Here is a 26938-nt window from a genome sequence, read left to right as displayed (position 1 = left end):
TACTAACATTAATACCGCGCCGAGACAGCAGGAATGAACGCTAATGCTGCGGGAAAACGCTTAATAAAGCAGCGAACGCGCACATATTATTGCCGGCGAAACACAGTGAAAAGCGGTTTAGGGAGGATAAAAAGAAAAACGACTGGTTCCCTGGACGGAGAGAGTACCAGGTTACCAGTCGAATTTACTGAATGGTCAGGCTTACGCCAGAACCATTGACGGTGCGCGGAATGCCAGCGGCAGTTTTGCGTCGTCTTCGAAGGTCACATACTCCCAGGCTTCCTGTTTTGCCAGAACAGCCTGTAGCAGTTTGTTATTTAACGCGTGACCGGATTTGAACGCCGTGAATGCGCCGATAATGTTGTGACCACACATAAACAGGTCACCGATCGCATCCAGCATTTTGTGGCGAACAAATTCATCTTCAAAGCGCAGACCGTCTTCGTTCAGTACGCGATAATCGTCAACAACGATGGCACAATCGAAGCTGCCGCCCAGGCACAGGCCACGGGACTGCAGATATTCGATATCACGCATGAAACCGAAAGTACGAGCACGGCTAATCTGACGCATGAACGCATCGGCCGAGAAGTTCAGCGCATAGCGTTGGGTGCTGGAGTCGATCGCCGGATGGTTAAAGTCGATGGTAAAGTCCAACGAAAAACCATTATACGGCTTAAACTCAGCCCATTTGTCGCCATCTTCAACGCGAACCGTCTCTTTGATACGCACAAATTTCTTGGCGCTGTTCAGTTCATCGATGCCGGCATCCAGCAACAGATAAACGAACGGAGCGGCGCTACCGTCCATAATCGGGATTTCCGGCGCATCGACTTCAACAATAATGTTGTCGATGCCCAGGCCAGCCAGTGCGGCATTTAAGTGCTCGACTGTAGAAATCCGCACGTCATGCTCGTTCACCAGGCAAGTACAGAGCATGGTATCACGCACAGATTTGGCATCAGCCGGAAAATCAACCGGTGGATTCAAGTCGGTGCGACGATAGATGACCCCGGTATTTGCCGGCGCAGGGCGTAAAGTCAGCGTGACTTTCTTGCCGGTATGCAAACCGACACCAGTCGCCTGAACAATACGTTTAAGAGTCCTTTGTTTGATCATCGTATAATCTCGCCAAGTTACCTATCCAACCGAAGTGTACTATACATTCGGCAGGGCAGTTTAGCACAAAGAGCGCAGATGCCCAACTTCCAGCCAATTCTTAATCAGCTTGCTTACGCAGGAAAGCTGGAATATCCAGATAATCCGGCTCTTTCGCGGTTTGCGGCGTATTGTCGTTCACCACTTTCGCCACCGGTTTCTGCTCTTGCGTTAATGGAGCCATACCGTGCTGCTGGTAGCGATCCATTACCGGCTGCTGTACCTGTTTGTTGGTCACCAGGGTAATTTCCGGACGCTTGTCCATACCGATACCGGTGGCAACAACGGTTACGCGCAGCTCGTCGTTCATATCCGGGTCCAGAGAGGTACCGATAACCACGGTCGCGTTATCCGAAGCAAAGGCGCGGATAGTGTTACCAACGGTTTCGAACTCATCCAGACGCAGGTCGAAGCCAGCGGTGATGTTGACCAGAACGCCGCGCGCGCCGGACAGATCGATATCTTCCAGCAGCGGAGAAGAGATAGCCATTTCAGCCGCTTCTTCCGCACGGTCTTCACCGCTCGCCACGCCGGAGCCCATCATCGCGTAGCCCATTTCCGACATCACGGTACGGACGTCCGCGAAGTCGACGTTCATCAGACCCGGACGGGTAATCAGTTCGGCAATACCCTGCACCGCACCTTTCAGTACGTCGTTTGCCGCGCCGAAAGCGTCGAGCAGAGAGATACCGCGGCCCAGTACTTTCAGCAGCTTGTCGTTCGGGATGGTGATCAGTGAGTCAACGTGCTTGGACAGCTCGGTGATCCCCTGCTCAGCAAACGCCATGCGCTTCTTGCCTTCGAAATTAAATGGCTTAGTGACGACCGCAACGGTCAGGATACCCAGATCCTTCGCCACTTCCGCGACCACTGGCGCAGCACCGGTACCGGTACCGCCGCCCATACCCGCCGCGATAAAGACCATGTCCGCGCCATCAAGCGCAGCGCGCAGCGCTTCACGGTCTTCGTCAGCCGCATTACGGCCCACTTCCGGGTTCGCGCCTGCACCCAGACCTTTGGTAATACCGCTACCGATCTGGATAGTCTGGCCAACAGCCGTTTTACGCAGCGCCTGCGCATCGGTGTTCACCGCGAAGAATTCAACACCCTCAATGCGCTCGCGCACCATGTGTTCAACGGCATTACCGCCGCCGCCACCGACGCCGATGACTTTAATCACCGCGTCGTTGGTCAGTTCCATAGGTTCAAACATAGTTTCTCTCCGTCTTGTGCCTGTCGCCTGAGAACGCTAATTGTCTGCGTTCTCTTAAAAAATTAAAACTCTTTTCGCAGCCAGCTGTTGAGTCGCTTAATCCACGAGCCCACTGACGCCGTCACGCGTTTTTCTACTTCTGCTTCACCACTGAGATGTGACTCTTTTCCGTAGTGCAGCAGCCCAACCGCCGTCGAATAGTACGGCTCCTGAGCGTAATCCGTTAAACCGGTGATGTTCAGCGGCGCGCCAATGCGCACCTGCGTATGGAACACGCGCTGCGCGCAGGCCGCCAGGCCTTCAATTTGCGCGGCGCCGCCGGTTAATACAATCCCCGCCGCCAGATGGTGTTTGACCCCTTGCTGACGGAGCTGTTCCTGCAGCTGCAGGATTTCTTCGTTAACCAGATTGAGCAGTTCGGTATAACGCGGTTCAATCACCTCTGCCAGCGTCTGACGCTGCAGGCTACGCGGCGGACGTCCGCCCACGCTCGGTACTTCCACGTTTTCGTCTTTACCGACGATTGAACCTAATGCGCAACCGTGACGAACCTTAATGGCTTCAGCGTCGCTCGGCGGCGTACCGAAGGCATAGGCGATATCGCTGGTCACCACGTTGCCCGCGTAAGGGATCACTTTGGTGTGACGCAGCGCGCCGCCGGTATACACGGCGATATCCATTGTACCACCGCCGATGTCCACGACGCAGACACCCAGCTCACGTTCGTCTTCCGTTAATACGGAATAACTGGCCGCTAAACCGGCGAAAATAAGTTGGTCAACTTTCAAACCACAACGTTCAACCGCTTTAACAATGTTTTTCGCCATATCGTTATGGCAGGTAATCAGATGTACCTTCGCCTGCATACGCACGCCGGATAACCCTACCGGGTTTTTAATACCTTCCTGGTAGTCGATGGCGTATTCCTGCGGGATGACGTGCAGTACGCGATGTTCGTCGCGTACGCGTACCGATTTCGCGGTATGAACGACGTTTTCCACGTCATCCTGCGTCACCTCTTCTTCGGAGATAGGCACCATGCCAATCTCATTTTGACAGCTAATATGCTTACCTGAAAGCGCCAGATACACTGATGAGATCTGGCAATCGGCCATCAGTTCAGCCTGGTCGATAGCGCGCTGTACGCATTTCACTACCGACTCGAGGTCATTCACCCCGCCTTTATCCATGCCGCGCGATGGGCAACTGCCCACGCCAATGATATTAATCATACCGTCGGGCAGAACTTCCCCTACTAAAGCGGCAACCTTCGCGGTGCCAATCTCCAGTCCAACTACCAGTTTTCTGTCCGTCGCCTTGATCATCGTTGTTCTGCCTGTGCCTGATTCTGTTGTTGATTATTTTCCTCTACGGGAGCAGGTACCCAACCTACCGCCGCACCCGAGTCATAGCGCAAATCAACGTAGCTTATCCGTTTGCCGTCGGTCTGTGCTTGCTGCTGAAGAACCGGGTAGAGTTCCATAAAGCGCTGAAGCCGTTTCATGGTGTCGCCGCGGCCAAGGTTGAGCTTAATATCGTTATTAAGCGTCAACTGCCAGGAGCGACGCGCGGTCATTGCCGCCACTTTCAACGTGAACTTATTCTTTGCCAGCACCTGTCCCATGTCGCGGTATCCCTGCAGCACTTCATTTTCGCTGCCTTCCGGGCCGTATAACATCGGTAAGTTCTGTTTGCTGGTACGATCCGCCGGCACGCTGAAAGAATTTCCTTCGACGTCTACCATATGTTGATCATTCCAGCGCGCAATCGGCACATATTCAACCAGATGAATCTTCAATTCATCGGGCCATTGTTTTCTTACGCTCGCCTGTTTAATCCACGGCAGGCGCTCAATTTGGCTCTGGATGATGTTGACATCCTGAGTCATAAAGGTGCCCGGCGAGCCCAACGCCAGAATAGCCTGACGGATATCATCGTTACGCGTGTAGTGACGTTCGCCGGTGACGACCATTTTCGACAACGGCAGACGCTGCGCATCTTCCATCCAACCAAGAACCATCCATCCGCTGACCAACACGGTACACAACACCGCCAGCAGGAAAACGATCCCTGCCAGCCGGGTTCCATTATTCCGACGCGAAGAAGCAATCGATTCTTCTTCCTGGTTCCGCGTATTCAGCGCCGCCTGCGACATATCACCCCGCCAGGTCCAGAATTCGTACAACAAGCTGCGAGAAGCTCATCCCCGCCTGACGGGCCGCCATCGGCACCAGACTATGGCTGGTCATCCCCGGTGAGGTGTTCGCTTCCAGCAGATAAAACTGGCCATCGCTGTCCAGCATCACATCAATACGTCCCCATCCTTTGCAACCCAGAACATTCCAGGCTTTAAGCACCAGGCTCTGGATTTCTGACTCGCGGGCGGGTTCCTCAAAACCAGGGCAGAAATATTGCGTCTCATCAGAGAGATACTTCGCCTCATAATCATAGAAGGTTCCAGCCGCCTGGATACGAATTGACGGTAAAATTTCTTCACCGACGATAGCGACGGTAAATTCCGGGCCACTGAGCCATTTCTCAATCAGAACTTCATCATCATGCTGAAAAGCCAGCGCCAATGCATCCTGCATTGCACAACTTTCGCTAACTTTCGACATGCCGACGCTGGACCCTTCGCGGCTCGGCTTGATGATAACCGGCAGCCCCAGCGCCGCAATCTGCTCAGAAACGCCAGCAGAAAGTCCTGCGTTGAACTGCGCGCGGGTCAATGCAACCCACGGCGCGACCGGTAATCCCGCTCCCTGCCACAGTAATTTACTGCGCAGCTTATCCATAGAAATAGCGGAAGCCATTACGCCGCTGCCGGTGTACGGCAGTTGAATGAGCTCCAGAAGGCCTTGCAGCGTGCCATCTTCGCCGCCGCGCCCGTGCAGGGCAATAAACGCTTTCTTAAAGCCCATGTTCTTCAACTGGGTGATATCAACGTCGCGCGGATCGACCGGGTGAGCATCCACCCCGCCTTCACGCAGCCCGGCCAACACCGCAGCGCCTGAATTCAGCGAGACTTCACGTTCAGCGGAGGTTCCGCCGAAGAGAACCGCGATTTTATCAGCCATGTCGGTCCTCCTCCGTTTTTTGCGGTACCAGTTTGATTTCAGCCAGGTGACGTGCGATTTTTCCTATGTTGCCGGCGCCCTGCACCAGCACCAGATCGTCGCCGGTCAATACCGATGCCAGCATCTCCGCGGCCTGCGCCGGATCGGAAACCAGAATCGGGTCAACTTTGCCGCGACCGCGGATCGTGCGGCACAGCGAGCGGCTATCGGCGCCTGGGATCGGCGCTTCGCCCGCCGGATACACATCCAGCATCAGCAGCGCATCAACCTGGGTCAGCACGTTGGCGAAATCATCGTACAGATCGCGAGTACGGGTATAACGGTGCGGCTGGAATACCATCACCAGATTTTTATCCGGCCAGCCGGCACGCGCCGCTTTGATAGTGGCGTCAACTTCCGTTGGATGATGGCCGTAATCGTCAATTAGCATCGCGCTACCGCTCTTGCCGTTGACTTCCGCCAGCGGATATTCGCCAAGGAAGTCGAAACGGCGGCCGGTGCCCTGGAAACTCTCCAGCGCGCGCAGAATCGCCTCGTCTTCAATGCCCTCTTCCGTCGCGACGGCAACGGCCGCGGCAGCGTTGAGCGCGTTGTGGCGACCCGGCGCGTTCAGCGTCACCTGCATGACCTCTTTATCCTGGCGTACCAGGCGGAAATGGCCCTGCGCGCCCACCTGACGATACTCTTCAATGCGTACGTCGGCGTCATCGCTAAAACCATAGGTGGTGATTTGGCGGCCGACGCGCGGCAGCAGTTCACGAATCACCGGGTCATCCACGCACATCACCGCGCGCCCGTAGAACGGCAGATTGTGCAGGAAGTTAATAAAGGTCTGCTTCAGGTTCTCGAAGTCGCCATGATAGGTATCCATATGGTCAGCTTCGATGTTGGTCACAATGGCGACCATCGGCTGCAGATGCAGGAACGACGCATCGCTCTCATCCGCTTCCGCAATCAGGTAGCGGCTATGGCCAAGACGGGCATGTACGCCCGCCGCCTTCACCAGCCCACCGTTGACGAAGGTCGGATCGAGGCCGGCTTCGGCGTAAATGCTGGATACCATCGCGGTGGTCGTGGTTTTGCCGTGCGTACCGGCAATCGCAATCCCGTGACGGAAACGCATGAGTTCCGCCAGCATTTCCGCGCGGCGGATCACCGGAATGCGCGCTTCGTGCGCAGCGACGATTTCCGGGTTATCCGCGGAGATCGCGCTGGACACCACGACAACGCTGGCATCGCGCACGTTTTCCGGGCGATGGTTGAAATAAATGGTGGCGCCAAGCTGCGACAATTGCTGAGTCACCGGATTCGGCGCGAGATCGGAGCCGCTAATCTGGTAGCCTTCATTCGCCAACACTTCGGCAATACCGCCCATACCGGCACCGCCGATGCCGACAAAGTGAATGTGCCGGACACGACGCATCTCGGGCACTATGGAACGCAGTTTTGCCAAATCTTGTGTATTCATTCTTTACGCCATCAACTTCTTTATTCGGGCGGTGAAAATCACCGCGATTAGCGCGCCAAAGCTACGGCGCTGACCTCTTCCGCTACCCGCTCGGTAGCATCCGGAATCGAAGCGCCACGCGCTCGTTCCGCCATATCCATCAGGGTTTCCCGATCCCAACCGGCCAGGGTGGCCGCCACAGCATCCGCCGTGAACTCGGGTTGTTCGAGAATTTTCGCCGCGCCGGCTTTTTCCAGCGGCAGCGCATTCCAGTACTGCTGACGATCTTTGTGCTGGAACGGGACGAACAATGCCGGTAAACCTGCGGCAGCGATTTCGCTGACCGTCAGCGCACCGGAACGACAAACAACCACATCGGCCCAGGCATAGGCTGCCGCCATATCATCAATAAACTCAGTCACTTTATGCTGCGGCTGACCGGCGGCGGCGTACGCCTGGCGCACGGTATCCATGCCGCCTTTCCCGCTCTGATGCCAGATAGTCACCGCATCGCCAAGCTTCGCGGCCACCTGCGGCATAGTCTGGTTCAGCACGCGTGCGCCCTGAGAGCCGCCTACCACCAGCACGCGAATCGGCCCCTGCCGCCCCACCAGACGCTGTCCCGGCAGCGGTAGCGCGAGAACGTCAGTACGCACCGGATTCCCGACGACATCTGCATGCGGGAAGGCGCCGGGAAACGCCTGCATCACTTTCTTCGCAATCTTCGCCAGCCATTTATTGGTCAGGCCTGCAATGCCGTTTTGTTCATGCAGCACCACAGGGATCCCGAGTGACCATGCCGCCAGACCGCCAGGCCCGGAAACATAACCGCCCATGCCCAGCACCACATCCGGCTGGAAACGCTTCATGATCGCCCGCGCCTGCCGCCAGGCGTTGAAGATCCGCACCGGCGCTAACAGTTGCGCTTTTAGCCCTTTGCCACGCAGGCCGGAGATGCGGATAAAATCGATATCAATGCCGTGTTTCGGCACTAAATCCGCTTCCATACGATCGGCGGTGCCCAGCCAGCGAACCTGCCAGCCCTGGTCCATTAAATGGTGCGCGACCGCCAGCCCCGGGAACACGTGTCCGCCAGTGCCGCCCGCCATCACCATTAACCGCTTTTCCTGACCGCTCATCGAACACCCCGTGTAAACGCCTGCGCTTTCTCGAGGCGTGTTTCATAATCAATTCGCAATAAAAACATAATGGCCGTCGACATAATCAGCAGACTGGAACCACCATAACTAATCAATGGCAGGGTCAGACCTTTGGTCGGCAGCATCCCCGCCGCCGCCCCGACGTTAACCAACGCCTGGAAGCTAAACCACACGCCGATTGCACAGGCCAGGAAGCCGGAGAAGCGGTGGTCAATCTCTAGCGCTTTGCGACCAATCGACATGGCGCGAAAGGCGACGAAGAATACCATTAAAAGCGCGAGTACCACACCGATATAACCGAGTTCTTCGCCGATAATGGCGAAGATGAAGTCGGTGTGCGCTTCCGGTAAATACTCCAGTTTCTGCACCGAGTTGCCGAGGCCCTGTCCCCACATCTCGCCGCGACCAAAGGCCATCAGCGATTGGGTCAGCTGATAGCCGCTGCCAAACGGGTCTTCCCACGGGTTCCAGAAGGAAGTGACGCGGCGAATACGATACGGTTCGGCGAGGATCAGCAGCACCACCGCCGAGATCCCCATGCCGATAATGGCGATAAACTGCCAGAGCTTGGCGCCGGCCAGGAACAACATCGCCAGCGTGGTGACGAACAACACAACCACCGTACCGAGGTCAGGCTGCGCCAGCAGCAGAATCGCCAGTACGAAAATCACGCCCATCGGTTTTAAGAAGCCGCGCAGGTTGTTACGCACCTCATCCGCTTTACGCACCAGATAGTTGGCGATGTAGCAAAACAGCGATAGCTTGGTAAACTCCGCCGGCTGAATACGCAGCGGCCCGAGCGCGATCCAACGCGAGGCGCCGTTAACCGAGCTCCCCACCACCAGGACGATTAGCAGCATCACAATCGAGGCGATCAGCATCGCGGTACTGTGGCGCTGCCAGAACTCCATCGGCAGACGGAGCGTAATAATCGCCAGCGCGAAGGCCAGCACGATGTACAGACCATCACGCTTAGCAAACAGGAACGGATCGTTCGCCAGACGCTGTCCAACCGGCATCGATGCCGAGGTCACCATAATGAAGCCGATTGCCGCCAGGCCGAAGGTCAGCCACAGCAGCATCCGGTCGTACATGACCAGGCTATCGTTATCTTTCGGGCGCGAGCCCATCACCCAACCTTTCAGCGCGGCGAACAGCCAGGCAAAAATAAACATCCCCGGCAGTCGCGGCAGCTTCAACCGGGGCAGGCCCAGCTGTGGCATTTTCAGGCGTGGGAGAGAGAAACGCATCAACCTAACTCCTTCGCCAGACGGGTAAAGACATCGCCCCGTTGTTCAAAGTTTTTAAACTGGTCCAGGCTCGCGCAGGCTGGCGACAGTAAGACCATATCGCCTGATTTGACCTGCGAAGCGATCTGCCGCATCGCCTGTTCCATGGTTTCGGTTTGTACCGCGATTTCCGGACGCAGCGCCGCCAGTTGAGCGCCGTCGCGGCCGAAGCAGTACAGACGAACGTTATCGCCGCCAAGATAGCGTTTCAGCGGCGTGAAGTCGGCGGATTTACCGTCGCCGCCCAACAGCAGATACAGCGTGCCGTCGAGATGCAGGCCGTTCAGCGCCGCCTCGGTACTGCCGACGTTGGTCGCCTTGGAGTCATTGATCCAACGCACGCCGTTATGCTCCAGCGCCAGCTGGAAACGGTGCGCCAGGCCGGTGAAGGTGGTCAGCGCCTTCAGGCTACTGGCGCGCGGCAAACCCGCGGCATCCGCCAGCGCCAGCGCCGCCAGGGCATTGCTGTAGTTGTGCTGGCCGCTGATGGTCATTTCCTTCACGTTCAGCACTTTCTCACCCTTCACCCGCAGCCAGGTTTCGCCCTGCTGGCGGTTAAGGTGATAGTCGCCAACATCGACGCCGAAGCTGACGCAGCGTTCGTCAGCGCCGCGTACCGGCATAGTCAGCGCGTCATCGGCATTCACCACGCAGGTTTTAGCATTTTCATAGACCCGCAGTTTCGCCGCGCGATACTGCTGCAGCCCCAGCGGATAGCGGTCCATATGGTCCTCAGTCACGTTGAGGATGGTTGCCGCGACGGCTTTCAGGCTGGAGGTCGTCTCCAGCTGGAAGCTGGAAAGTTCAAGCACGTACAGTTCGCGCGCCGGATCCAGCAACATCAGCGCCGGCAGGCCGATATTGCCGCCAACGCCGACGTTCACGCCCGCCGCCTTCGCCATCTCGCCCACCAGGGTAGTGACGGTGCTTTTTCCGTTAGAGCCGGTAATGGCGATAATCGGCGCCTGCGCCTCGCGGCAAAACAGCTCGATATCGCCGACGATTTCCACGCCAGCGTCGGCCGCAGCGCTCAGTGAAGGGTGCGCAAGGGCAATCCCGGGGCTTGCGACAATCAGATCCGCCGCCAGCAGCCAATCGTCGTTAAGACCGCCCACGTGGCGCTCAACGGCTTCCGGCAGCTTATCAAGCCCGGCTGGGGCGACGCGGGTATCCATCACGCGCGGGGTTACGCCGCGCGCCATGAAAAAGTCCACGCATGACAGGCCGGTCATACCCAGCCCAATAATGACGACTTTTTTACCCTGATAATCTGCCATGATTAACGTACCTTCAGCGTCGCCAGGCCAATCAGCACCAGCATCAGCGAAATAATCCAGAAGCGCACGATAACGCGCGGTTCCGGCCAGCCTTTCAGTTCATAGTGGTGGTGAATCGGCGCCATACGGAAGATGCGCTGGCCGCGCAGCTTGAACGAGCCGACCTGCAGGATAACCGACAGGGTTTCCACGACGAAAACGCCGCCCATAATCACCAGCAGGAATTCCTGGCGCAGCAGTACGGCGATAATGCCCAGCGCGCCGCCGAGCGCCAGCGAACCGACATCGCCCATAAAGACCTGCGCCGGGTAGGTGTTGAACCACAGGAAACCCAGGCCCGCGCCGACAATCGCCGTACAGACGATAACCAGCTCGCCGGCGTGACGCAGATAAGGAATATGCAGGTAGTTGGCGAAGTTCATGTTACCGGTAGCCCACGCCACCAGCGCGAAGCCGGCGGCGACGAAGACGGTCGGCATAATCGCCAGGCCGTCGAGGCCGTCGGTCAGGTTGACCGCATTGCCGGTACCGACGATGACGAAGTAAGCCAGCAGGATGTAAAACAGTCCCAGCTGCGGCATCACGTCTTTAAAGAATGGCACTACCAGCTCGGTCGCTGGGGTGTCTTTCCCCGCCAGATACAGCGCGAACGCTACGCCCAGCGCAATCACCGACATCCAGAAATACTTCCAGCGGGCAATCAGGCCCTTGGTGTCTTTGCGCACGACTTTACGGTAATCATCGACAAACCCGATGATGCCGTAGCCGATTAATACCGTCAGCACGCACCAGACGTACGGGTTGGACGGATAGGCCCACAGCAGGACGGAAACGGTAATCGCGGTAAGGATCATGATCCCGCCCATGGTTGGGGTACCGCGTTTGCTGAAGTGGGACTCCGGGCCGTCGTTACGAACGACCTGACCAAAGGACAGTTTTTGCAGACGGGCGATCATGCGCGGGCCCATCCACAGAGAGATGAACAGCGCGGTCAGCAGGCTGACGATGGCGCGAAACGTCAGATAGGAAAAGACGTTAAAGCCGGAATAATATTTGACCAGATGTTCGGCCAGCCATACTAACATGTCGCAATCTCCTGTAATGCGCGTACTACCTCTTCCATAGCGGCACTACGTGAACCCTTCACTAAAATGGTCATGATTTTATGCTCAGCCAGCAGCTCGCGCAGGCGAGCTACCACGGCGGCTTTATCGTTAAAATGTTCGCCCACGCCGCTGGCGCTGCTGATATCCGCGCTCAGGGAACCGACGCTGAGGACGCAATCCAGCCCCGCCGCTTTCGCCGCTTCGCCAACTTCGCGATGACAGGCCGCGCTTTCAGCGCCGAGCTCCGCCATATCGCCGACCACCATCGCCCGGAAGCCCGGCATTTCCGCCAGCACCTGTACCGCGGCGGTCATCGAACCGACGTTGGCGTTGTAGGAGTCATCCAGCAACAGCTGGTTTTCCGCCAGTTGAATCGGGAACAGACGTCCCGGCACCGCTTGCAGCTGCGCCAGCCCGGTTTTCACCGCGGCCAGATCGGCGCCGACCGCCATCGCCAGCGATGTTGCCGCCAGCGCGTTAGCGATGTTATGGCGCCCCGGCAGCGGCAGCAGTACGTCGACATTCCCGAACGGGGTCTGCAGCGTAAATTCGGTACCATGACTGGTGATATGCACGTTGGTCGCCGTGAAGTCGCTGTTCGCCGCGTTCGGCGAGAAGCGCCACACTTTGCGATCGCCAATCACGCTCTGCCAGTTCAGCCAGTCATTGTTGTCGGCATTCAAAATCGCGGTGCCGTTTTGCGGCAGGCCGGTAAAGATTTCACCCTTCGCTTTCGCCACGCCCGCCAGCGAGCCGAAGCCCTCGAGGTGCGCGGCGGCGAGGTTGTTGACCAGCGCCGCTTCCGGACGCGTCAGGCTGACGGTCCAGGCGATTTCGCCCTGATGGTTGGCGCCGAGTTCAATCACCGCATACTGGTGATCTTTATTCAGACGCAGCAACGTCATCGGAACCCCGATATCGTTGTTCAGATTACCGGCGGTATACAGCGTGTTGCCGCACTGGCTGAGGATCGCCGCGGTCATCTCTTTCACCGAGGTCTTACCGGACGAACCGGTGAGCGCAACGACGCGGGTCGGCACCTGCTGACGCACCCAGGCCGCTAACTCGCCGAAAGCCAGACGGGTATCTTTCACCACCACCTGCGGTAAATCGCAGGCCAGCGGGCGGCTAACCAGCAGCGCGCCTGCGCCCGCCGCTTTCGCTTGTTCGGCAAAATCATGCGCGTCGAATCGCTCGCCCTTCAGCGCCACAAACAGGCAACCTGCCGTGACTTTGCGGGTATCGGACGTCACGTCATCGATAGCGATATCGCTACCCTGCAGTTCGCCGCGGGCGATCTCGGCGAGCTGGCTTAATGTAAAGCGAATCATGCTACCGCTCCCAGCAGACGCGCGACGGTAACGCGGTCGGAATAATCCAGACGGCGGTTGCCGACTATCTGATAGTCTTCGTGGCCTTTGCCCGCTACCAGCACAACGTCGTTCGCTTTCGCCTGCATCACCGCGCCGGTCACCGCTTCCGCGCGGCCTTCCATCACCTTCACCTGCCCGGCATCAAGCATGCCAGCCAGAATGTCATTGATAATCGCCCGCGGCTCTTCGGTACGCGGGTTATCGTCAGTCACGACCACGATATCGGCAAACTCTTCCGCGATAGCGCCCATCAACGGGCGCTTACCTTTGTCGCGGTCGCCGCCGCAGCCGAAGACGCACCACAGCTTGCCGCTGCAGTGCAGACGCGCGGCCTGCAGCGCTTTTTCCAGCGCGTCAGGCGTATGGGCGTAATCAACCACCACGGTCGGTTTGCCCGGCGCGCTGAACACTTCCATACGGCCACACACCGGCTGTAAACGCGAAGAGGTTTTCAGCAGATCCGCCAGCGGATAGCCCAGCGCCTGCAGCGTAGCCAGCGCCAGCAGCAGGTTGCTGACGTTAAAGGCGCCCATCAGGCGGCTTTCGATTTCGCCCTTGCCCCAGCTCGAGTCAAACTGAATGGTCGCGCCGCTGTCGTGATAGTTGACCGCGGTCGCCTTCAGCCAGCGGCCGTGGCAGTTCGGATTGATATGATCTTCCATCGACACCGCCACCGCATCCGGCAGTTTCGCCAGCCAGCGACGCCCGACTTCATCGTCAGCGTTAACAATGGCCTGGCCGCAATGGTGGGTGGAATAGAGCAGCCATTTCGCCGCTTCGTAATGTTCCATGTCGCCATGGTAGTCGAGGTGGTCACGGCTCAGGTTGGTAAACACCGAGGCGGCAAACTGCAGCGCCGCCACGCGATGCTGAACCAGCCCGTGAGAAGAGACTTCCATCGCACCGAAAGTCGCCCCCTGCCCTACCAGGCCGGAAAGCACGTGCTGAACATCGACCGCAGAGCCGGTGGTGTTTTCGGTCGGCACCACTTTATCCAGCAGGCCGTTACCGACGGTACCCATCACCGCGCTGGTTTCGCCGAGCAGCTTTGCCCACTGCGCCAACAGCTGCGTAGTCGTGGTTTTACCGTTAGTACCGGTGACGCCCACCAGACGCATCTGCTGCGAAGGTTGTTGGTAAAAACGCCCGGCCAGCGCGGATAACCGCTCGTTTAGTTGGCTCAGGTAGATGACCGGCACGCCGTGCATCTCGCGAACTTCGCCGTCTGCGGCCTCGCCCTGCGCCTCAGCAATAATGGCAGCAACACCTTGCGCTATCGCCTGCGGGATATAACGACGCCCGTCCGCCTGATGACCCTGTACCGCGACAAAGAGGTCGCCGGACGCCGCTACGCGGCTGTCCAGCGTCATCTCTCGCAGAATTCGCTCCGGCGCATTTGGCACCCACGGAGCGAGAAGGTCGCGCAAATTACGATCTGCCACCTGTTCCCTCGCCTTGATTAATCACAAATTCACTTTTTTCGCCCGTTGCCAGCGCATCCGGTTCGACGTTCATGGTGCGCAATACGCCGCCCATGATGGCACCGAATACCGGCGCGGAAACGGCGCCACCGTAGTATTTACCTGCCTGCGGGTCGTTGATCACCACCACCAGCGCGAAACGCGGGTGGCTGGCGGGCGCAACGCCTGCGGTGTAAGCAATATATTTGTTGATGTAGCGGCCATCCGGCCCCACTTTTTTCGCCGTACCGGTTTTAATCGCGATGCGATAGCCTTTGATCGCCGCTTTCACGCCGCCGCCGCCGGGCAGCGCCACGCTTTCCATCATATGAACGACGGTACGAACCAGTGATTCCGGGAACACGCGCTCGCCCGGAACCGGTGGATCAACTTTGGTAATCGACAGCGGGCGATAAATGCCGTAGCTGCCAATCGTTGCGTAGACTCGCGCTAACTGTAACGGAGTTACCATTAGCCCGTAGCCGAAAGAAAAGGTGGCCCTCTCTATGTCAGACCACCGTTGTTTTTGAGGATATAAGCCACTGCGTTCTCCGACCAACCCCAAATTGGTCGCCTTTCCAAGCCCAAAACGTGAGTAAGTATCTACTAACGCTGAGGACGGCATCGCTAACGCCAGCTTAGAAACGCCGACGTTACTCGACTTCTGTAGCACCCCGGTCAGGGTTAATTCGCTATAGCGCGCCACGTCTTTGATTTCGTGGCCGTTAATTCGATATGGAATGGTGTTCAGCACGGTATTTTCATTGACGATGCCGCGCTGCAGCGCCGTCATCACCACCATCGGTTTGACCGTTGAACCCGGTTCGAATACGTCGGTGATGGCGCGGTTACGCATGGTATCTTTGGACGTACCCGCGAAATTATTCGGGTTGTACGACGGGCTATTCGCCATCGCCAGCACTTCACCGGTGTTGACGTCGACCAAAACGGCGGTGCCTGATTCCGCTTTGTTGAACGCCACCGCATTATTCAGTTCGCGATAAACCAGCGCCTGCAGGCGCTCGTCGATGCTCAGCGCGAGGTTATGCGCCGCCTGGCTGTCGGTGGAAGAAATGTCTTCGATCACGCGACCATAGCGGTCTTTACGCACGATACGCTCGCCCGGCTGGCCGGTCAGCCACTTATCAAAGCTTTTCTCAACCCCTTCAATCCCCTGGCTATCGACGTTGGTGAAGCCAATGAGGTGAGCGGTTACTTCGCCTGACGGATAGTAACGGCGAGACTCCTCACGCAGATGAATCCCCGGCAGCTTCAGTTTTTTGATGTAGTCAGCCATGTCAGGGTTCACCTGACGCGCCAGATAGATAAAACGCATCCGCGGGTTGCTGTTGATGCGCGATGCCAGCTGGTCCAGCGGCATGTTCAGCGCATCGGCTAACGCTTTCCAGCGGTTATCGAGCGTCACGCCTCCGGCATCATGCAGCTCTTTCGGGTCGGCCCAGATGGCTTTTACCGGCACGCTGACCGCCAGCGGGCGGCCGGAGCGGTCGGTAATCATGCCGCGCGCGGTTGACACTTCCTGCACACGCAGGGAACGCATATCTCCCTGACGCACCAGCATATCCGGGCTCACCACCTGCAGCCACGCGACGCGGCCAAGCAGGAAGGCGAGAGCGATTAAAATACATCCGCACAGCAACGCAAAACGCCAACTAATAAAGTTGGCCTGTTCTTCCTGACGTTTTGCTTTTGGCGTTTTCGGCGCTGCTTTCATGCGTCGCAATAATCCTTATTTCTGTACCACTATATTTTCTTGTGATGGATCAACGTGTTGCATCTGCAACTTCTCTGTCGCGATCCGCTCAACCCGACTGTGATCGCCAAGGGCATTCTCTTCGAGGATCAGGTTGCGCCATTCAATATCCAGAGCGTCACGCTCCAGAACCAATTGTTCACGCTGCGCGGTTAACAGACGGGTATGGTGCGCCGTCGTCACCACGGTCACTGCCGTTATGATGATGCAAATGAACAGGCAGAGTGGCAGCTTCCCAAACCGCAGAAGATCGTCCCCGATAACGCCAGGCAAGGCATGGCGCTCGTTGCTTCCTAACGATCCTTTAACTTTGCTTAAGGCTACTGTCACTCTGCCGATCATGCGTTCGTCCTCTCTGCGATACGCAGCACTGAACTACGGGCGCGTGGATTCTCTGCCACCTCTTCTTCGCCCGGCATCAACTTGCCTAGTGCTCGCAACTGACGGCCGCCCAGTTTCCTGAGCTGCTCTTCAGTCATCGGGATCCCTGCTGGAACCTGCGGACCGCGGCTTTGCTCACGCATAAAGCGCTTCACAATGCGGTCTTCCAGCGAATGGAAACTGATAATCGACAGCCGACCGCCGGGGGCCAGCACGCCGAGCGAGCTTTTTAGCGCCTGCTCTATCTCCTCCAGTTCACTGTTCACCCAAATGCGCACCGCCTGGAAGGTACGGGTCGCGGGATGTTTGTGCTTATCTTTCACCGGCGTTGCCGCCGCGATAACTTCCGCCAGCTCTTTGGTACGGGTCATCGGCTCAATGCGGTTACGCTCAACGATCGCGCGCGCGATACGTTTACCGAAACGCTCCTCGCCAAAGGTTTTGATTACCCAGGCGATGTCGGCTTCTTCGGCGGTCTGTAACCATTCGGCGGCGGACTGACCGCGAGTCGGATCCATGCGCATGTCCAGCGGACCATCGCGCATAAAGGAGAACCCGCGTTCCGCGTCGTCCAACTGCGGTGAAGAAACGCCAAGGTCGAGAAGAATACCGTCGATCTTGCCGGTAAGATTGCGCTCGGCGACGTAGTCAGCCAGCTGCGAGAAAGGACCATGTACGATGGAAAAACGTGGGTCATCGATGGTTTGCGCAACGGCAATAGCCGTCGGGTCGCGATCGATTGCCAGCAGGCGCCCTTCCGCCCCCAGTTGGGAGAGGATCAGACGCGAGTGACCACCGCGGCCAAAGGTTCCATCAATGTAGATACCATTTGGACGAATTTTCAGGCCGTTAACGGCTTCATCCAGAAGTACCGTAGTATGTTTAAAATTTTCCATCATTTTATAAAGACAAATCCTGCAGGCGCTCCGACAGTTCACCGGTAGCGGACTGCTCAGCGTCGATATCTTCCTTGACCCGTTGATACCAGGTCGTTTCATCCCACAGTTCAAATTTATTAAACTGTCCGACCAGCATCACTTCTTTTGTCAGCCCGGCATGTTGCCGCAGCACCGGCGCGATTAGCAATCGTCCGGCGCTATCCATCTGACATTCGCTGGCATGCCCCAAAAGCAGGCGCTGTACGCGCCGCTCAACGGGATTCATGCTCGACAAACGCGACAATTTTTGCTCGATGATTTCCCATTCAGGCAAAGGATAAAGCAGCAGGCACGGGTGATGAATGTCAATGGTGCATACCATTTGACCAGAAGCATCCTCGATCAGCCCGTCGCGGTAGCGCGTCGGTACGGCCAAACGGCCTTTACTGTCGAGATTGACTAACGTTGCTCCACGGAACATGCCAGCCTCACCCCTTTTCGCCACTTTACCCCACAAATTCCCACCTAAAGGAGTTTACGGAGCGGAGGAAAAGCTTGTCAAGCCAGCACTAATGCCAACGGAGCGCAAAAACCCATTATTTACAGCCGATATTAGCCCTGATGAATAAATCACCAACAAACGAGGCAAATTAACGTTATGAATACGTGTAAGAAAATAACCAACAAACCCGTAACAGTTAAAAACGACAAAATATCTTCAGCGGGAAAATATAAAGTGTCAGTTTGCGACGCGAGCGGCATTTTAGGTCATTCTGATGTCCGTTAACAGTGCCTGTTGTGGACGGAGAAGCACTTGTGCCGCGGCCTGACGCTCTCAGCGGCGGTGAAGGTGGGATAAAGCGATTGTTAATTCAGCAATTATTACGAAGAATGTAACAAAACAATTCAAATTAATGCCGCTGCGCTTTTTCTTGCACCATTTGGATACAAAAAAAGCCTGCTCCAGAATAAAACAAAATAAGGCGTAAAGAAGTTTAGGGATTTGTCTGAAAGCGAATAGATTTACGAATCTCTACGTAAATTGTATGGAATATCGCCAGATGCTGATCCATCTGGCGAATAACCTACGAAGAATCTTAACCTTTTTTCGCAAATGAATCAGCGACGATTCAAACTTCCGCGATGATAGAGGTTACGACGAATACGACTTAAGCCCGGTTTCGGCTTACGTGGTTCATCCAGGCTTGCCAGTACAATCTCTAAAACGCGCTCGGCAACGTCGCGATGACGCTGCGCGACCGCCAGCACCGGGCACTGCAGGAAGTCGAGCAGTTCGTTATCACCGAAGGTGGCGATGGCCAGCTCAGATGGCAGTTTGCCCTCACGGCGCAGCGTAACATCCATCACCCCCTGCAGCAGCGGGAAAGAGGTGGTGAACAGCAGTTGCGGCATCGGATGCGTTTCCAGCCACCGTTCAAACAGCTGGGCCGCGGCTTCGCGTTCATAGCTGTTGGCATAGAGGAAGTTCACCTCGCGCGGGTCGTCTTTCCAGGCTGAACGGAAACCCTGCTCACGCAGGAAGCTCACCGACAGCTCCGGCAGCGCTCCCAGATAGAGCACTCGGTCACCGGGGAATTTGCGCAGCTCGGCGGCAAGCATCTCGGCGTCGTCCTGATCGGCGCCGACGACGCTGGTAAAGTGTTCACGATCGAGCGCGCGGTCGAGCGCGACAATCGGGAAAGGATCGTTCGCCCAGCGCTGATAGAACGGGTGCTCCGGCGGCAGCGAAGTCGAAACGATAATTGCATCCACCTGACGCTGCAGCAGATGCTCAATACAGCGCATTTCGTTATCCGGCTGATCTTCCGAGCAGGCGATCAGCAACTGGTAGCCGCGCTGACGCGCCTGGCGCTCCAGATAGTTCGCAATACGGGTATAACTGGTATTTTCGAGATCCGGGATCACCAGACCGATTGAACGCGTGCGTCCTGCGCGCAGGCCAGCAGCGACCGCATTCGGGTGGTAGTTGTGCTCGCGCACCACCGCCATCACCTTCTCGACCGTTTTATCGCTGACGCGATACTGCTTCGCTTTGCCATTAATCACATAGCTCGCGGTGGTTCTTGAAACACCGGCCAGCCGGGCGATTTCATCCAGTTTCACAATTGCCCCTTGGGTAAGAAGTACAAAAAACAACCATTAAATAGACATACTCGTTAGAGTATAGAGTTCCATTTTTATAACATCTAAACGCAGAATAGATAGCGCGGCAACCGCTTTCGTCCACAGTTCCTACGGAATTCGCAAAAAAATAACCCGACAGTTCGTGTCGGGCTGTTTTTACGTCAGTTTGCCAGGGGTTAGCGCATGATTTTATCGCCGCGCGACAGGCCGACTACTCCGGATCGCGCCACTTCAACAATGCGCGCGACATCGCGTAAAGAAGCCAGGAACGCATCCAGCTTATCGCTGGTTCCGGCCAACTGCACGGTATAAATAGATGGCGTGACGTCAATGATCTGCCCGCGGAAGATCTCGGTGTTGCGTTTCACCTCTTCGCGGCCATAACCGCTGGCCTGCACTTTCACCAGCATGATTTCACGTTCGACGTGGGAGCCCTGACCCAGTTCGCTGACCCGCAGCACGTCCACCAGCTTATGTAATTGCTTTTCAATCTGCTCAATGGCTTTTTCGTCGCCCACCGTCTGGATGGTCATGCGGGACAACGTCGGATCGTCGGTTGGCGCTACCGTCAGGCTTTCAATATTGTAGCCGCGCTGCGAAAAGAGGCCGATCACCCGGGATAACGCTCCCGATTCGTTCTCCAGTAATACAGATAATATCCGGCGCATAATCAGGTTCTCTCCGTTTTGCTCAACCACATTTCGTCCATGCCGCCGCCGCGGATCTGCATGGGATAAACATGCTCGCTACCATCAACCGTAACATCAACGAACACCAGACGATTATTACGCACCTGCTCCAGGGCTTCCGCCAGCTTCGCTTCCAGCTCTTGCGGCTCGCTGATACGAATACCAACGTGGCCATAAGCCTCGGCGACGCGAACGAAGTCCGGCAGCGATTCCATATAGGACTGCGAATGGCGGCCAGAATAGAGCATATCCTGCCACTGCTTTACCATTCCGAGGTAGCGGTTATTCAGGTTCAGCACCAGCACCGGCAGTTCATACTGCAGGGCGGTGGAAAGCTCCTGAATGTTCATCTGGATGCTACCGTCACCGGTCACGCAGATAACGGTTTCTTGCGGTAGCGCCATCTTCACGCCCAGTGCCGCTGGCAGGCCAAAGCCCATCGTGCCGAGGCCGCCGGAATTAATCCAACGTCTTGGTTTATCGAATGGATAATAGAGCGCGGCGAACATCTGATGCTGTCCAACATCGGAAGTCACGTAAGCATCACCATTGGTCAGGCGCCAGATAGCCTCAATCACCGCCTGCGGTTTGATCTTGCCGCTTTGCGTGTCGTATTGCAGACAGTGACGGGAACGCCACTGTTCGATCTGCTGCCACCAGTCGCGGATCTCATCCAGCGGTTGCTGGCTCTCTTCCTGTTCAAGCAGATCAAACATCTGGTCAAGCACCTGGCGCGCGTCGCCGACGATCGGCACATCTGCCGGGACGGTTTTGGAGATCGACGTGGGATCGATATCAATATGCAGCACCGTGGCGTTCGGGCAGTACTTAGCCAAATTGTTGGTGGTACGATCGTCAAAGCGGACGCCGACTGCAAAAATAACGTCGGAATGATGCATGGTCATGTTGGCTTCATAGGTACCGTGCATCCCCAGCATGCCAAGCGCCTGCTGATGAGTCGCCGGAAAAGCGCCTAAACCCATTAATGAAGAGACCACCGGTAGCTTCAGCTTTTCGACCAAGGTACGCAGCTGTGCTTCACACTGCGAATTGATTGCCCCGCCGCCAACGTATACGACCGGTTTTTTCGCCGCCACCAGCGTTTGCAACGCACGTTTGATCTGCCCTTTATGACCGCTGGTTGTCGGGTTATAGGAACGCATGCTGACCGCATCCGGCCAAACATAAGGCAGCTTTTTCGCCGGATTGAGAATATCCTTCGGCAAATCGACCACTACCGGCCCCGGTCGGCCGCTGGCCGCCAGCCAGAAGGCTTTCTTTAAAATACCGGGGATATCTTCAGTCTGTTTCACGAGGAAGCTGTGTTTAACCACCGGGCGCGAGATACCGACCATATCGCACTCCTGGAAGGCATCGTAGCCAATCAGCGAGGTGGCGACCTGCCCGGAAAGAATGACCAGTGGAATAGAATCCATGTAAGCCGTTGCGATACCGGTAATAGCGTTAGTCGCTCCCGGACCGGAGGTCACCAGCACCACCCCTACTTCGCCGGTTGCGCGCGCCAGCCCGTCGGCCATATGCACCGCCGCCTGCTCATGGCGGACCAGCACATGGTCAATGCCGCCGAGGGTATGTAATGCATCATAGATATCGAGGACCGCGCCTCCGGGATAGCCGAATACTTGCTTGACGCCCTGATCGACAAGCGATTGGACGACCATCTCGGCTCCTGACAACATCTCCATGGTTTGCCTCCAGGCTTATTGTTTTCACGACGGCGGAAGTCATTTTCCGCACGCGTCGTATGATGCGCCGCTAAAGGCAGCGCATTGAGGTGAACGACTTGCTGTGCATTAACATAACTGCTCGCCAACAGGCAGGCAATTCGCCTGAGAGCGTATAGCGCGCCTCTTAAAAGCAGAAAAGAAAGCATCTGGAGAAATATATGGAGGATTGCTTCAGGAATAACAAAATGAGATAGCCAATACTCGGGAGAAACGGCTTACGGCAGAAAATCATCCATTTTTCACCGTCGGGTTGCGAGAACCCGCGGTGACAAACAGAATAATATTCTGCTTTTTTAAAGTTTATTCAGATAAGCTGGCGCTTTCACCGCCGTTGGTCGATAACGTCGATTAGCGCTGACAGATATTCGCCAATAACTCTTCCATCCATTGATGGCCTTTATCACGACCGGCCGCTTCGTGCCAGGAGAGGAAGCAGGTACGGCTGTTGACCTTCAGCGGCAACGGTAAGATCTGCAAATCTAATTTATCAGCGAATTCATTGGCCAACCAAGGTGGCGCTATTGCCACCATGTGGGTTTGTGACACCACGTTTAATACGCTAACCATGGCATTACCCTGATAAGCAATACAGGATTGTTTATCCACGGAGTCATACCACGGCTGGCTAAATGACGCATAACGATCCAATGCGACGACCGCGTGCTCTTCCTGATAAATATCCGCTTCCGTTAGCGGCCCGGAAATACGCGGATGTTTACGGCTGGCCACCAGAACCATTTCATCTTTGAATAAAGGTATGCAGGCAAACTCCGGGCGACGGAACTCTTCATAACCGATAACGAATTCAATTTCCTGATAACGCAGCTGATGTTCGGTGTTTTGATGTAGCGCTGATTTAAAGACCAGATGAATATTTGGCGCGATTTCACCAACTTTATTAAATATTAGCGAGGTTAAGTAATTATCCAATGGGCTACAAACGCAGAGGTTAAATACGCGCTCGCTGCTCAGCGGTTCAAAACCGGAACCCGGCAACTCATTTTGCACCAGTTGCAATGCCTGGCGTACTGAGCCGAACAGCTGATAGGCCCGCGCCGTTGGCTGAATGCCGCGCCCATAGCGAACGAACAGCTCATCATTAAACATCACCTTGAGACGAGATACCGCGTTACTCACCGCCGGTTGGGACATGCCGAGAGTATGGGCCGCACGGGTAATATTTTGTTCCTGCATCACCGCATCAAACACGGTCAGCAGGTTGAGATCCACCATCCGCAGTTGTGGTTTGACGACTTCCTGTCCCGGGGCTGATTTATATTCAGTATTTTCAATTAACATATCTAACTCCACCGTCACGCTAAATTCCTTTTACCAAAGTGCAGTAATTAATTAAGACAATATCATTTATCATGCATATTAAATCTGCAAAAGGGCAAAATGGAATTTTAGGAATATATCAAGGTTATGAGTAGCGACGAAAAACCTCACTGGATATCACCGGAACTCGCCTAAAACATATCATTTACTTGATGATATAAAGTGTACCCATAGATCACAGGAATAAACAACACCACCAATAGTTAATTGCAATTTAAGTATTAATTAACTATCTATTTTTTACCTGATAAAAATTAACACTTCGTTATCCTTTCGAACGACTCAATGCGGCAGCGCATAAAGGTAAAAGGCATATAACACTTTATGTTTCATTACCTTATCAACCAGGCATCCCCCATTGACATTGAGTCCTTGAATGAAAATTATTTTTTCTAATTGTTTTATTTTTCCAGCAGTCGATGAATGTCTCAAATAGGATCGTCGGCGAAATGAGGGATAATCCAGCACAATTAGCTAATTCATATGACGGGTTAAAAACAGTTTTTATCTTGCCTGGGGTTGACATCAAAACCGCTATCCAGTAACTCTAAAAGCATATCGATTTCAACTGGAGTATGACGCATGATTCGCACCACTCGCTTCACCAGCCTACTACTACTAAACGCATCCATTGTGCGCGGTAGGCTGTTGGGCGACGTTCAGCGTTAAGTCATCTTCCAGCAAGACACTAAACCCGCGCCATTGCGCGGGTTTTTTTATGCTCGAAGCAAGGCGCCAGGCAACAGATTAAGGATCTCAACCATGAGCCAGCAAGTCATTATTTTCGATACGACCTTACGTGATGGGGAACAAGCGTTACAGGCCAGCCTGAGCGTGAAAGAGAAGCTGCAGATCGCCATGGCCCTCGAACGTATGGGCGTCGATGTAATGGAAGTCGGTTTCCCGGTTTCTTCCCCGGGCGATTTTGAATCGGTACAGACCATCGCTCGCACCATCAAAAATAGCCGCGTTTGCGCTCTGGCGCGCTGCGTTGAGAAAGATATCGACGTGGCGGCGGAATCCTTAAAAGTGGCGGAAGCGTTCCGCATCCACACCTTCATCGCCACGTCTCCGATGCATATCGCCACCAAGCTGCGCAGCACGCTGGATGAAGTCATCGAACGCGCTATTTATATGGTGAAACGTGCGCGTAACTATACCGACGACGTGGAATTCTCCTGTGAAGACGCAGGCCGTACGCCGATCGACGATCTGGCTCGCGTCGTTGAAGCGGCTATCCGCGCCGGCGCCACGACCATTAATATCCCGGATACCGTCGGCTACACCATGCCATTCGAATACGCCAACATCATCAGCGGCCTGTATGAACGCGTACCAAACATTGATAAAGCAATTATTTCAGTCCACACCCATGATGATTTAGGTATCGCCGTCGGCAACGCCCTCGCAGCCGTCCACGCTGGCGCTCGTCAGGTAGAAGGCGCGATGAACGGTATCGGCGAACGCGCCGGTAACTGCGCGCTGGAAGAAGTCATCATGGCGATCAAGGTGCGCAAAGACATCATGAACGTGCACACCAATATCAATCACCATGAAATCTGGCGTACCAGCCAGACCGTCAGCCAAATCTGCAATATGCCGATCCCGGCTAACAAAGCTATCGTCGGTACCGGCGCCTTCGCCCACTCCTCCGGTATTCATCAGGATGGCGTGCTGAAGAACCGCGAAAACTACGAAATCATGACCCCGGAATCCATCGGCCTGAACCAGGTACAGCTGAACCTGACTTCACGCTCCGGTCGCGCGGCGGTGAAACACCGTATGGAAGAGATGGGCTACAAAGAGAGCGACTACAACCTGGATCATCTGTATGACGCCTTCCTGAAGCTGGCGGATAAAAAAGGCCAGGTCTTCGACTATGACCTGGAAGCGCTGGCATTTATCAATAAACAGCAGGAAGAGCCAGAGCATTTCCGTCTGGACTACTTCAGCGTCCAGTCTGGCTCCAGCGATATCGCTACCGCCTCTATCAAGCTGGCCTGCGGTGATGACATTAAAACCGAAGCCGCCAACGGCAACGGTCCGGTTGACGCTATCTACCAGGCAATCAACCGTGTGACAGACTACAACATCGACTTAGTGAAGTATGGCTTAAGCGCCAAAGGCCACGGCAAAGATGCGCTGGGTCAGGTGGATATTGTCGTGGAATACAACGGTCGCCGCTTCCACGGCGTCGGCCTGGCGACCGATATCGTCGAATCTTCAGCAAAAGCGATGGTACATGTGCTTAACAACATCTGGCGCGCCGCCGAAGTCGAAAAAGAATTGCAACGCCAGGCTCAGAATAAAGAGAACAACAAGGAAACCGTGTAATGTCGAAGAATTATCATATTGCCGTTTTGCCGGGTGATGGAATTGGCCCGGAAGTGATGAACCAGGCGATGAAAGTACTGGAAGCCGTTCGTAACCGTTTTTCAATGCGTATCACCACCAGCCAGTACGACGTGGGCGGCATCGCCATCGACCGTCAGGGCATGCCGCTGCCGCAAGCTACCGTTGATGGCTGCGAGCAGGCTGACGCGATTCTGTTCGGATCCGTCGGCGGCCCGAAGTGGGAACATCTGCCGCCGGCCGAACAGCCGGAGCGCGGCGCGCTGCTGCCGCTGCGTAAACACTTCAAATTATTCAGCAACCTGCGCCCGGCTAAACTGTATCAGGGGCTGGAAGCATTCTGCCCGCTGCGCGCCGATATCGCCGCCAATGGCTTCGACATTCTGTGCGTGCGCGAACTGACCGGCGGCATCTACTTCGGTCAGCCGAAAGGTCGTGAAGGCAGCGGCCAGCACGAAAAAGCCTTCGATACCGAGGTATACCATCGTTTTGAAATTGAGCGCATCGCGCGTATCGCCTTTGAATCGGCGCGCAAACGTCGCCATAAAGTGACGTCAATCGATAAAGCCAACGTCCTGCAGTCTTCTATCCTGTGGCGCGAAATCGTCAACGAGATTGGCAAAGAGTATCCGGACGTCGAACTGGCGCATATGTATATCGATAATGCCACCATGCAGCTTATTAAAGATCCGTCGCAGTTCGACGTACTGCTGTGCTCCAACCTGTTTGGCGACATCCTGTCCGACGAGTGCGCGATGATCACCGGCTCTATGGGCATGTTGCCGTCCGCCAGCCTCAACGAGCAAGGTTTTGGCCTGTATGAACCAGCGGGCGGCTCGGCGCCGGACATCGCGGGCAAAAATATCGCCAATCCGATTGCGCAAATCCTGTCGCTGGCGCTGCTGCTACGCTACAGCCTGGATGCGGGCGACGCGGCGAGCGCCATTGAACGCGCTATCAACCGCGCATTAGAAGAAGGCATTCGTACCGGCGACTTAGCGCGCGGTACGGCGGCGGTCAGTACAGATGAAATGGGCGATATCATTGCCCGCTATGTCGCGGAAGGGGTGTAA

23 protein-coding genes are annotated in these 26938 nt (G+C 55.8%); 3 read left to right on the top strand and 20 right to left on the bottom strand.

Translation table 11 applies throughout. The features are described 5' to 3' along the window. Positions 1 to 201: 201 nt before the first annotated feature. The 20 genes from lpxC to leuO all read right to left on the bottom strand — a co-directional run bounded on the left by lpxC (position 202) and on the right by leuO (position 23492). The gene (gene lpxC, locus ABLU80_RS09425) at positions 202 to 1119 is read right to left on the bottom strand and encodes a UDP-3-O-acyl-N-acetylglucosamine deacetylase (RefSeq protein ID WP_015368241.1); all 918 of its coding nucleotides are present in this window, start codon (positions 1117 to 1119) and stop codon (positions 202 to 204) included. A gap of 100 nt (positions 1120 to 1219) precedes the next feature. Then, the gene (gene ftsZ, locus ABLU80_RS09420) at positions 1220 to 2371 is read right to left on the bottom strand and encodes a cell division protein FtsZ (RefSeq protein WP_004857884.1); all 1152 of its coding nucleotides are present in this window, start codon (positions 2369 to 2371) and stop codon (positions 1220 to 1222) included. A gap of 62 nt (positions 2372 to 2433) precedes the next feature. Continuing rightward, a complete protein-coding gene (gene ftsA / locus ABLU80_RS09415) occupies positions 2434 to 3696 on the bottom strand; it encodes a cell division protein FtsA (protein WP_002888625.1) in 1263 nt (420 codons plus the stop codon). After that, positions 3693 to 4526: a cell division protein FtsQ gene (ftsQ, locus tag ABLU80_RS09410; RefSeq protein ID WP_015368242.1), complete on the bottom strand. Its 834-nt coding sequence runs from the start codon at positions 4524 to 4526 to the stop codon at positions 3693 to 3695. The genes ftsA and ftsQ overlap by 4 nt, the downstream gene beginning before the upstream one ends. 1 nt (position 4527) lies before the next feature. Further along, the gene (locus ABLU80_RS09405) at positions 4528 to 5448 is read right to left on the bottom strand and encodes a D-alanine--D-alanine ligase (protein ID WP_015704403.1); all 921 of its coding nucleotides are present in this window, start codon (positions 5446 to 5448) and stop codon (positions 4528 to 4530) included. Further along, on the bottom strand, positions 5441 to 6916 hold the full coding sequence (gene murC / locus ABLU80_RS09400; protein ID WP_020079611.1) for a UDP-N-acetylmuramate--L-alanine ligase: 1476 nt from the start codon (positions 6914 to 6916) through the stop codon (positions 5441 to 5443). Before murC ends, ABLU80_RS09405 begins: the two co-directional genes overlap by 8 nt. 47 nt (positions 6917 to 6963) lie before the next feature. Further along, complete coding sequence (murG, locus tag ABLU80_RS09395) at positions 6964 to 8034, bottom strand: undecaprenyldiphospho-muramoylpentapeptide beta-N-acetylglucosaminyltransferase (RefSeq protein WP_015368246.1); 1071 nt, start codon at positions 8032 to 8034, stop codon at positions 6964 to 6966. Next, the gene (gene ftsW, locus ABLU80_RS09390; RefSeq protein ID WP_348849924.1) at positions 8031 to 9305 is read right to left on the bottom strand and encodes a cell division protein FtsW; all 1275 of its coding nucleotides are present in this window, start codon (positions 9303 to 9305) and stop codon (positions 8031 to 8033) included. Before ftsW ends, murG begins: the two co-directional genes overlap by 4 nt. Further along, positions 9305 to 10621: a UDP-N-acetylmuramoyl-L-alanine--D-glutamate ligase gene (gene murD / locus ABLU80_RS09385; RefSeq protein ID WP_015704401.1), complete on the bottom strand. Its 1317-nt coding sequence runs from the start codon at positions 10619 to 10621 to the stop codon at positions 9305 to 9307. The genes ftsW and murD overlap by 1 nt, the downstream gene beginning before the upstream one ends. Before the next feature lie 2 nt (positions 10622 to 10623). Continuing rightward, complete coding sequence (gene mraY, locus ABLU80_RS09380) at positions 10624 to 11706, bottom strand: phospho-N-acetylmuramoyl-pentapeptide-transferase (protein WP_004204335.1); 1083 nt, start codon at positions 11704 to 11706, stop codon at positions 10624 to 10626. Beyond that, positions 11700 to 13058 (bottom strand): UDP-N-acetylmuramoyl-tripeptide--D-alanyl-D-alanine ligase, encoded by a 1359-nt coding sequence (gene murF / locus ABLU80_RS09375; protein ID WP_047058208.1) that lies wholly within the window; start codon positions 13056 to 13058, stop codon positions 11700 to 11702. Before murF ends, mraY begins: the two co-directional genes overlap by 7 nt. Next, the gene (murE, locus tag ABLU80_RS09370) at positions 13055 to 14542 is read right to left on the bottom strand and encodes a UDP-N-acetylmuramoyl-L-alanyl-D-glutamate--2,6-diaminopimelate ligase (RefSeq protein WP_348849923.1); all 1488 of its coding nucleotides are present in this window, start codon (positions 14540 to 14542) and stop codon (positions 13055 to 13057) included. Before murE ends, murF begins: the two co-directional genes overlap by 4 nt. Continuing rightward, a complete protein-coding gene (locus ABLU80_RS09365) occupies positions 14529 to 16295 on the bottom strand; it encodes a peptidoglycan glycosyltransferase FtsI (protein ID WP_015368251.1) in 1767 nt (588 codons plus the stop codon). Before ABLU80_RS09365 ends, murE begins: the two co-directional genes overlap by 14 nt. Positions 16296 to 16310: 15 nt before the next feature. Then, a complete protein-coding gene (gene ftsL / locus ABLU80_RS09360; protein ID WP_015704398.1) occupies positions 16311 to 16676 on the bottom strand; it encodes a cell division protein FtsL in 366 nt (121 codons plus the stop codon). Further along, positions 16673 to 17614 (bottom strand): 16S rRNA (cytosine(1402)-N(4))-methyltransferase RsmH, encoded by a 942-nt coding sequence (gene rsmH, locus ABLU80_RS09355; RefSeq protein ID WP_045386029.1) that lies wholly within the window; start codon positions 17612 to 17614, stop codon positions 16673 to 16675. The genes ftsL and rsmH overlap by 4 nt, the downstream gene beginning before the upstream one ends. Before the next feature lies 1 nt (position 17615). Continuing rightward, positions 17616 to 18074 (bottom strand): division/cell wall cluster transcriptional repressor MraZ, encoded by a 459-nt coding sequence (gene mraZ / locus ABLU80_RS09350; protein ID WP_015368255.1) that lies wholly within the window; start codon positions 18072 to 18074, stop codon positions 17616 to 17618. A gap of 638 nt (positions 18075 to 18712) precedes the next feature. Beyond that, on the bottom strand, positions 18713 to 19717 hold the full coding sequence (gene cra, locus ABLU80_RS09345; protein ID WP_015704397.1) for a catabolite repressor/activator: 1005 nt from the start codon (positions 19715 to 19717) through the stop codon (positions 18713 to 18715). Between the two features lie 197 nt (positions 19718 to 19914). Further along, entirely contained in the window at positions 19915 to 20406 is a 492-nt protein-coding gene (gene ilvN, locus ABLU80_RS09340; RefSeq protein ID WP_015368257.1) for an acetolactate synthase small subunit, read from the bottom strand. Between the two features lie 2 nt (positions 20407 to 20408). Further along, positions 20409 to 22133, bottom strand: a complete 1725-nt coding sequence (gene ilvI / locus ABLU80_RS09335; protein WP_032706640.1) for an acetolactate synthase 3 large subunit — start codon at positions 22131 to 22133, stop codon at positions 20409 to 20411. A gap of 390 nt (positions 22134 to 22523) precedes the next feature. Next, positions 22524 to 23492: a transcriptional regulator LeuO gene (gene leuO, locus ABLU80_RS09330; RefSeq protein WP_348849922.1), complete on the bottom strand. Its 969-nt coding sequence runs from the start codon at positions 23490 to 23492 to the stop codon at positions 22524 to 22526. A 603-nt stretch (positions 23493 to 24095) separates the two neighbouring features. Here leuO and leuL point away from each other — a divergent pair. The 3 genes from leuL (at position 24096) to leuB (ending at position 26938) form a co-directional block, all read left to right on the top strand. After that, on the top strand, positions 24096 to 24182 hold the full coding sequence (gene leuL, locus ABLU80_RS09325) for a leu operon leader peptide (RefSeq protein WP_020079614.1): 87 nt from the start codon (positions 24096 to 24098) through the stop codon (positions 24180 to 24182). A gap of 93 nt (positions 24183 to 24275) precedes the next feature. Next, complete coding sequence (leuA, locus tag ABLU80_RS09320; protein WP_015368261.1) at positions 24276 to 25847, top strand: 2-isopropylmalate synthase; 1572 nt, start codon at positions 24276 to 24278, stop codon at positions 25845 to 25847. Continuing rightward, positions 25847 to 26938, top strand: coding sequence for a 3-isopropylmalate dehydrogenase (gene leuB, locus ABLU80_RS09315; protein ID WP_015368262.1), 1092 nt, complete (start codon positions 25847 to 25849; stop codon positions 26936 to 26938). Before leuA ends, leuB begins: the two co-directional genes overlap by 1 nt.

The organism is Klebsiella sp. CN_Kp104, from assembly GCF_040064515.1.
Taxonomy (GTDB): domain Bacteria; phylum Pseudomonadota; class Gammaproteobacteria; order Enterobacterales; family Enterobacteriaceae; genus Klebsiella; species Klebsiella aerogenes.
The sequence above is the reverse complement of the archived record's forward strand: the minus strand, read 5'-3'. Positions and strand labels throughout refer to the sequence as shown.

Excerpts from the sequence above, each read along its gene's own strand:
- lpxC (WP_015368241.1), bottom strand. The coding sequence starts at position 1,119 with ATGATCAAACAAAGGACTCTTAAACGTATTGTTCAGGCGACTGGTGTC.
- ftsZ (WP_004857884.1), bottom strand. The coding sequence starts at position 2,371 with ATGTTTGAACCTATGGAACTGACCAACGACGCGGTGATTAAAGTCATC.
- ftsA (WP_002888625.1), bottom strand. The coding sequence starts at position 3,696 with ATGATCAAGGCGACGGACAGAAAACTGGTAGTTGGACTGGAGATTGGC.
- ftsQ (WP_015368242.1), bottom strand. The coding sequence starts at position 4,526 with ATGTCGCAGGCGGCGCTGAATACGCGGAACCAGGAAGAAGAATCGATT.
- ABLU80_RS09405 (WP_015704403.1), bottom strand. The coding sequence starts at position 5,448 with ATGGCTGATAAAATCGCGGTTCTCTTCGGCGGAACCTCCGCTGAACGT.
- murC (WP_020079611.1), bottom strand. The coding sequence starts at position 6,916 with ATGAATACACAAGATTTGGCAAAACTGCGTTCCATAGTGCCCGAGATG.
- murG (WP_015368246.1), bottom strand. The coding sequence starts at position 8,034 with ATGAGCGGTCAGGAAAAGCGGTTAATGGTGATGGCGGGCGGCACTGGC.
- ftsW (WP_348849924.1), bottom strand. The coding sequence starts at position 9,305 with ATGCGTTTCTCTCTCCCACGCCTGAAAATGCCACAGCTGGGCCTGCCC.
- murD (WP_015704401.1), bottom strand. The coding sequence starts at position 10,621 with ATGGCAGATTATCAGGGTAAAAAAGTCGTCATTATTGGGCTGGGTATG.
- mraY (WP_004204335.1), bottom strand. The coding sequence starts at position 11,706 with ATGTTAGTATGGCTGGCCGAACATCTGGTCAAATATTATTCCGGCTTT.
- murF (WP_047058208.1), bottom strand. The coding sequence starts at position 13,058 with ATGATTCGCTTTACATTAAGCCAGCTCGCCGAGATCGCCCGCGGCGAA.
- ABLU80_RS09365 (WP_015368251.1), bottom strand. The coding sequence starts at position 16,295 with ATGAAAGCAGCGCCGAAAACGCCAAAAGCAAAACGTCAGGAAGAACAG.
- ftsL (WP_015704398.1), bottom strand. The coding sequence starts at position 16,676 with ATGATCGGCAGAGTGACAGTAGCCTTAAGCAAAGTTAAAGGATCGTTA.
- rsmH (WP_045386029.1), bottom strand. The coding sequence starts at position 17,614 with ATGATGGAAAATTTTAAACATACTACGGTACTTCTGGATGAAGCCGTT.
- mraZ (WP_015368255.1), bottom strand. The coding sequence starts at position 18,074 with ATGTTCCGTGGAGCAACGTTAGTCAATCTCGACAGTAAAGGCCGTTTG.
- ilvN (WP_015368257.1), bottom strand. The coding sequence starts at position 20,406 with ATGCGCCGGATATTATCTGTATTACTGGAGAACGAATCGGGAGCGTTA.
- ilvI (WP_032706640.1), bottom strand. The coding sequence starts at position 22,133 with ATGGAGATGTTGTCAGGAGCCGAGATGGTCGTCCAATCGCTTGTCGAT.
- leuL (WP_020079614.1), top strand. The coding sequence starts at position 24,096 with ATGATTCGCACCACTCGCTTCACCAGCCTACTACTACTAAACGCATCC.
- leuA (WP_015368261.1), top strand. The coding sequence starts at position 24,276 with ATGAGCCAGCAAGTCATTATTTTCGATACGACCTTACGTGATGGGGAA.
- leuB (WP_015368262.1), top strand. The coding sequence starts at position 25,847 with ATGTCGAAGAATTATCATATTGCCGTTTTGCCGGGTGATGGAATTGGC.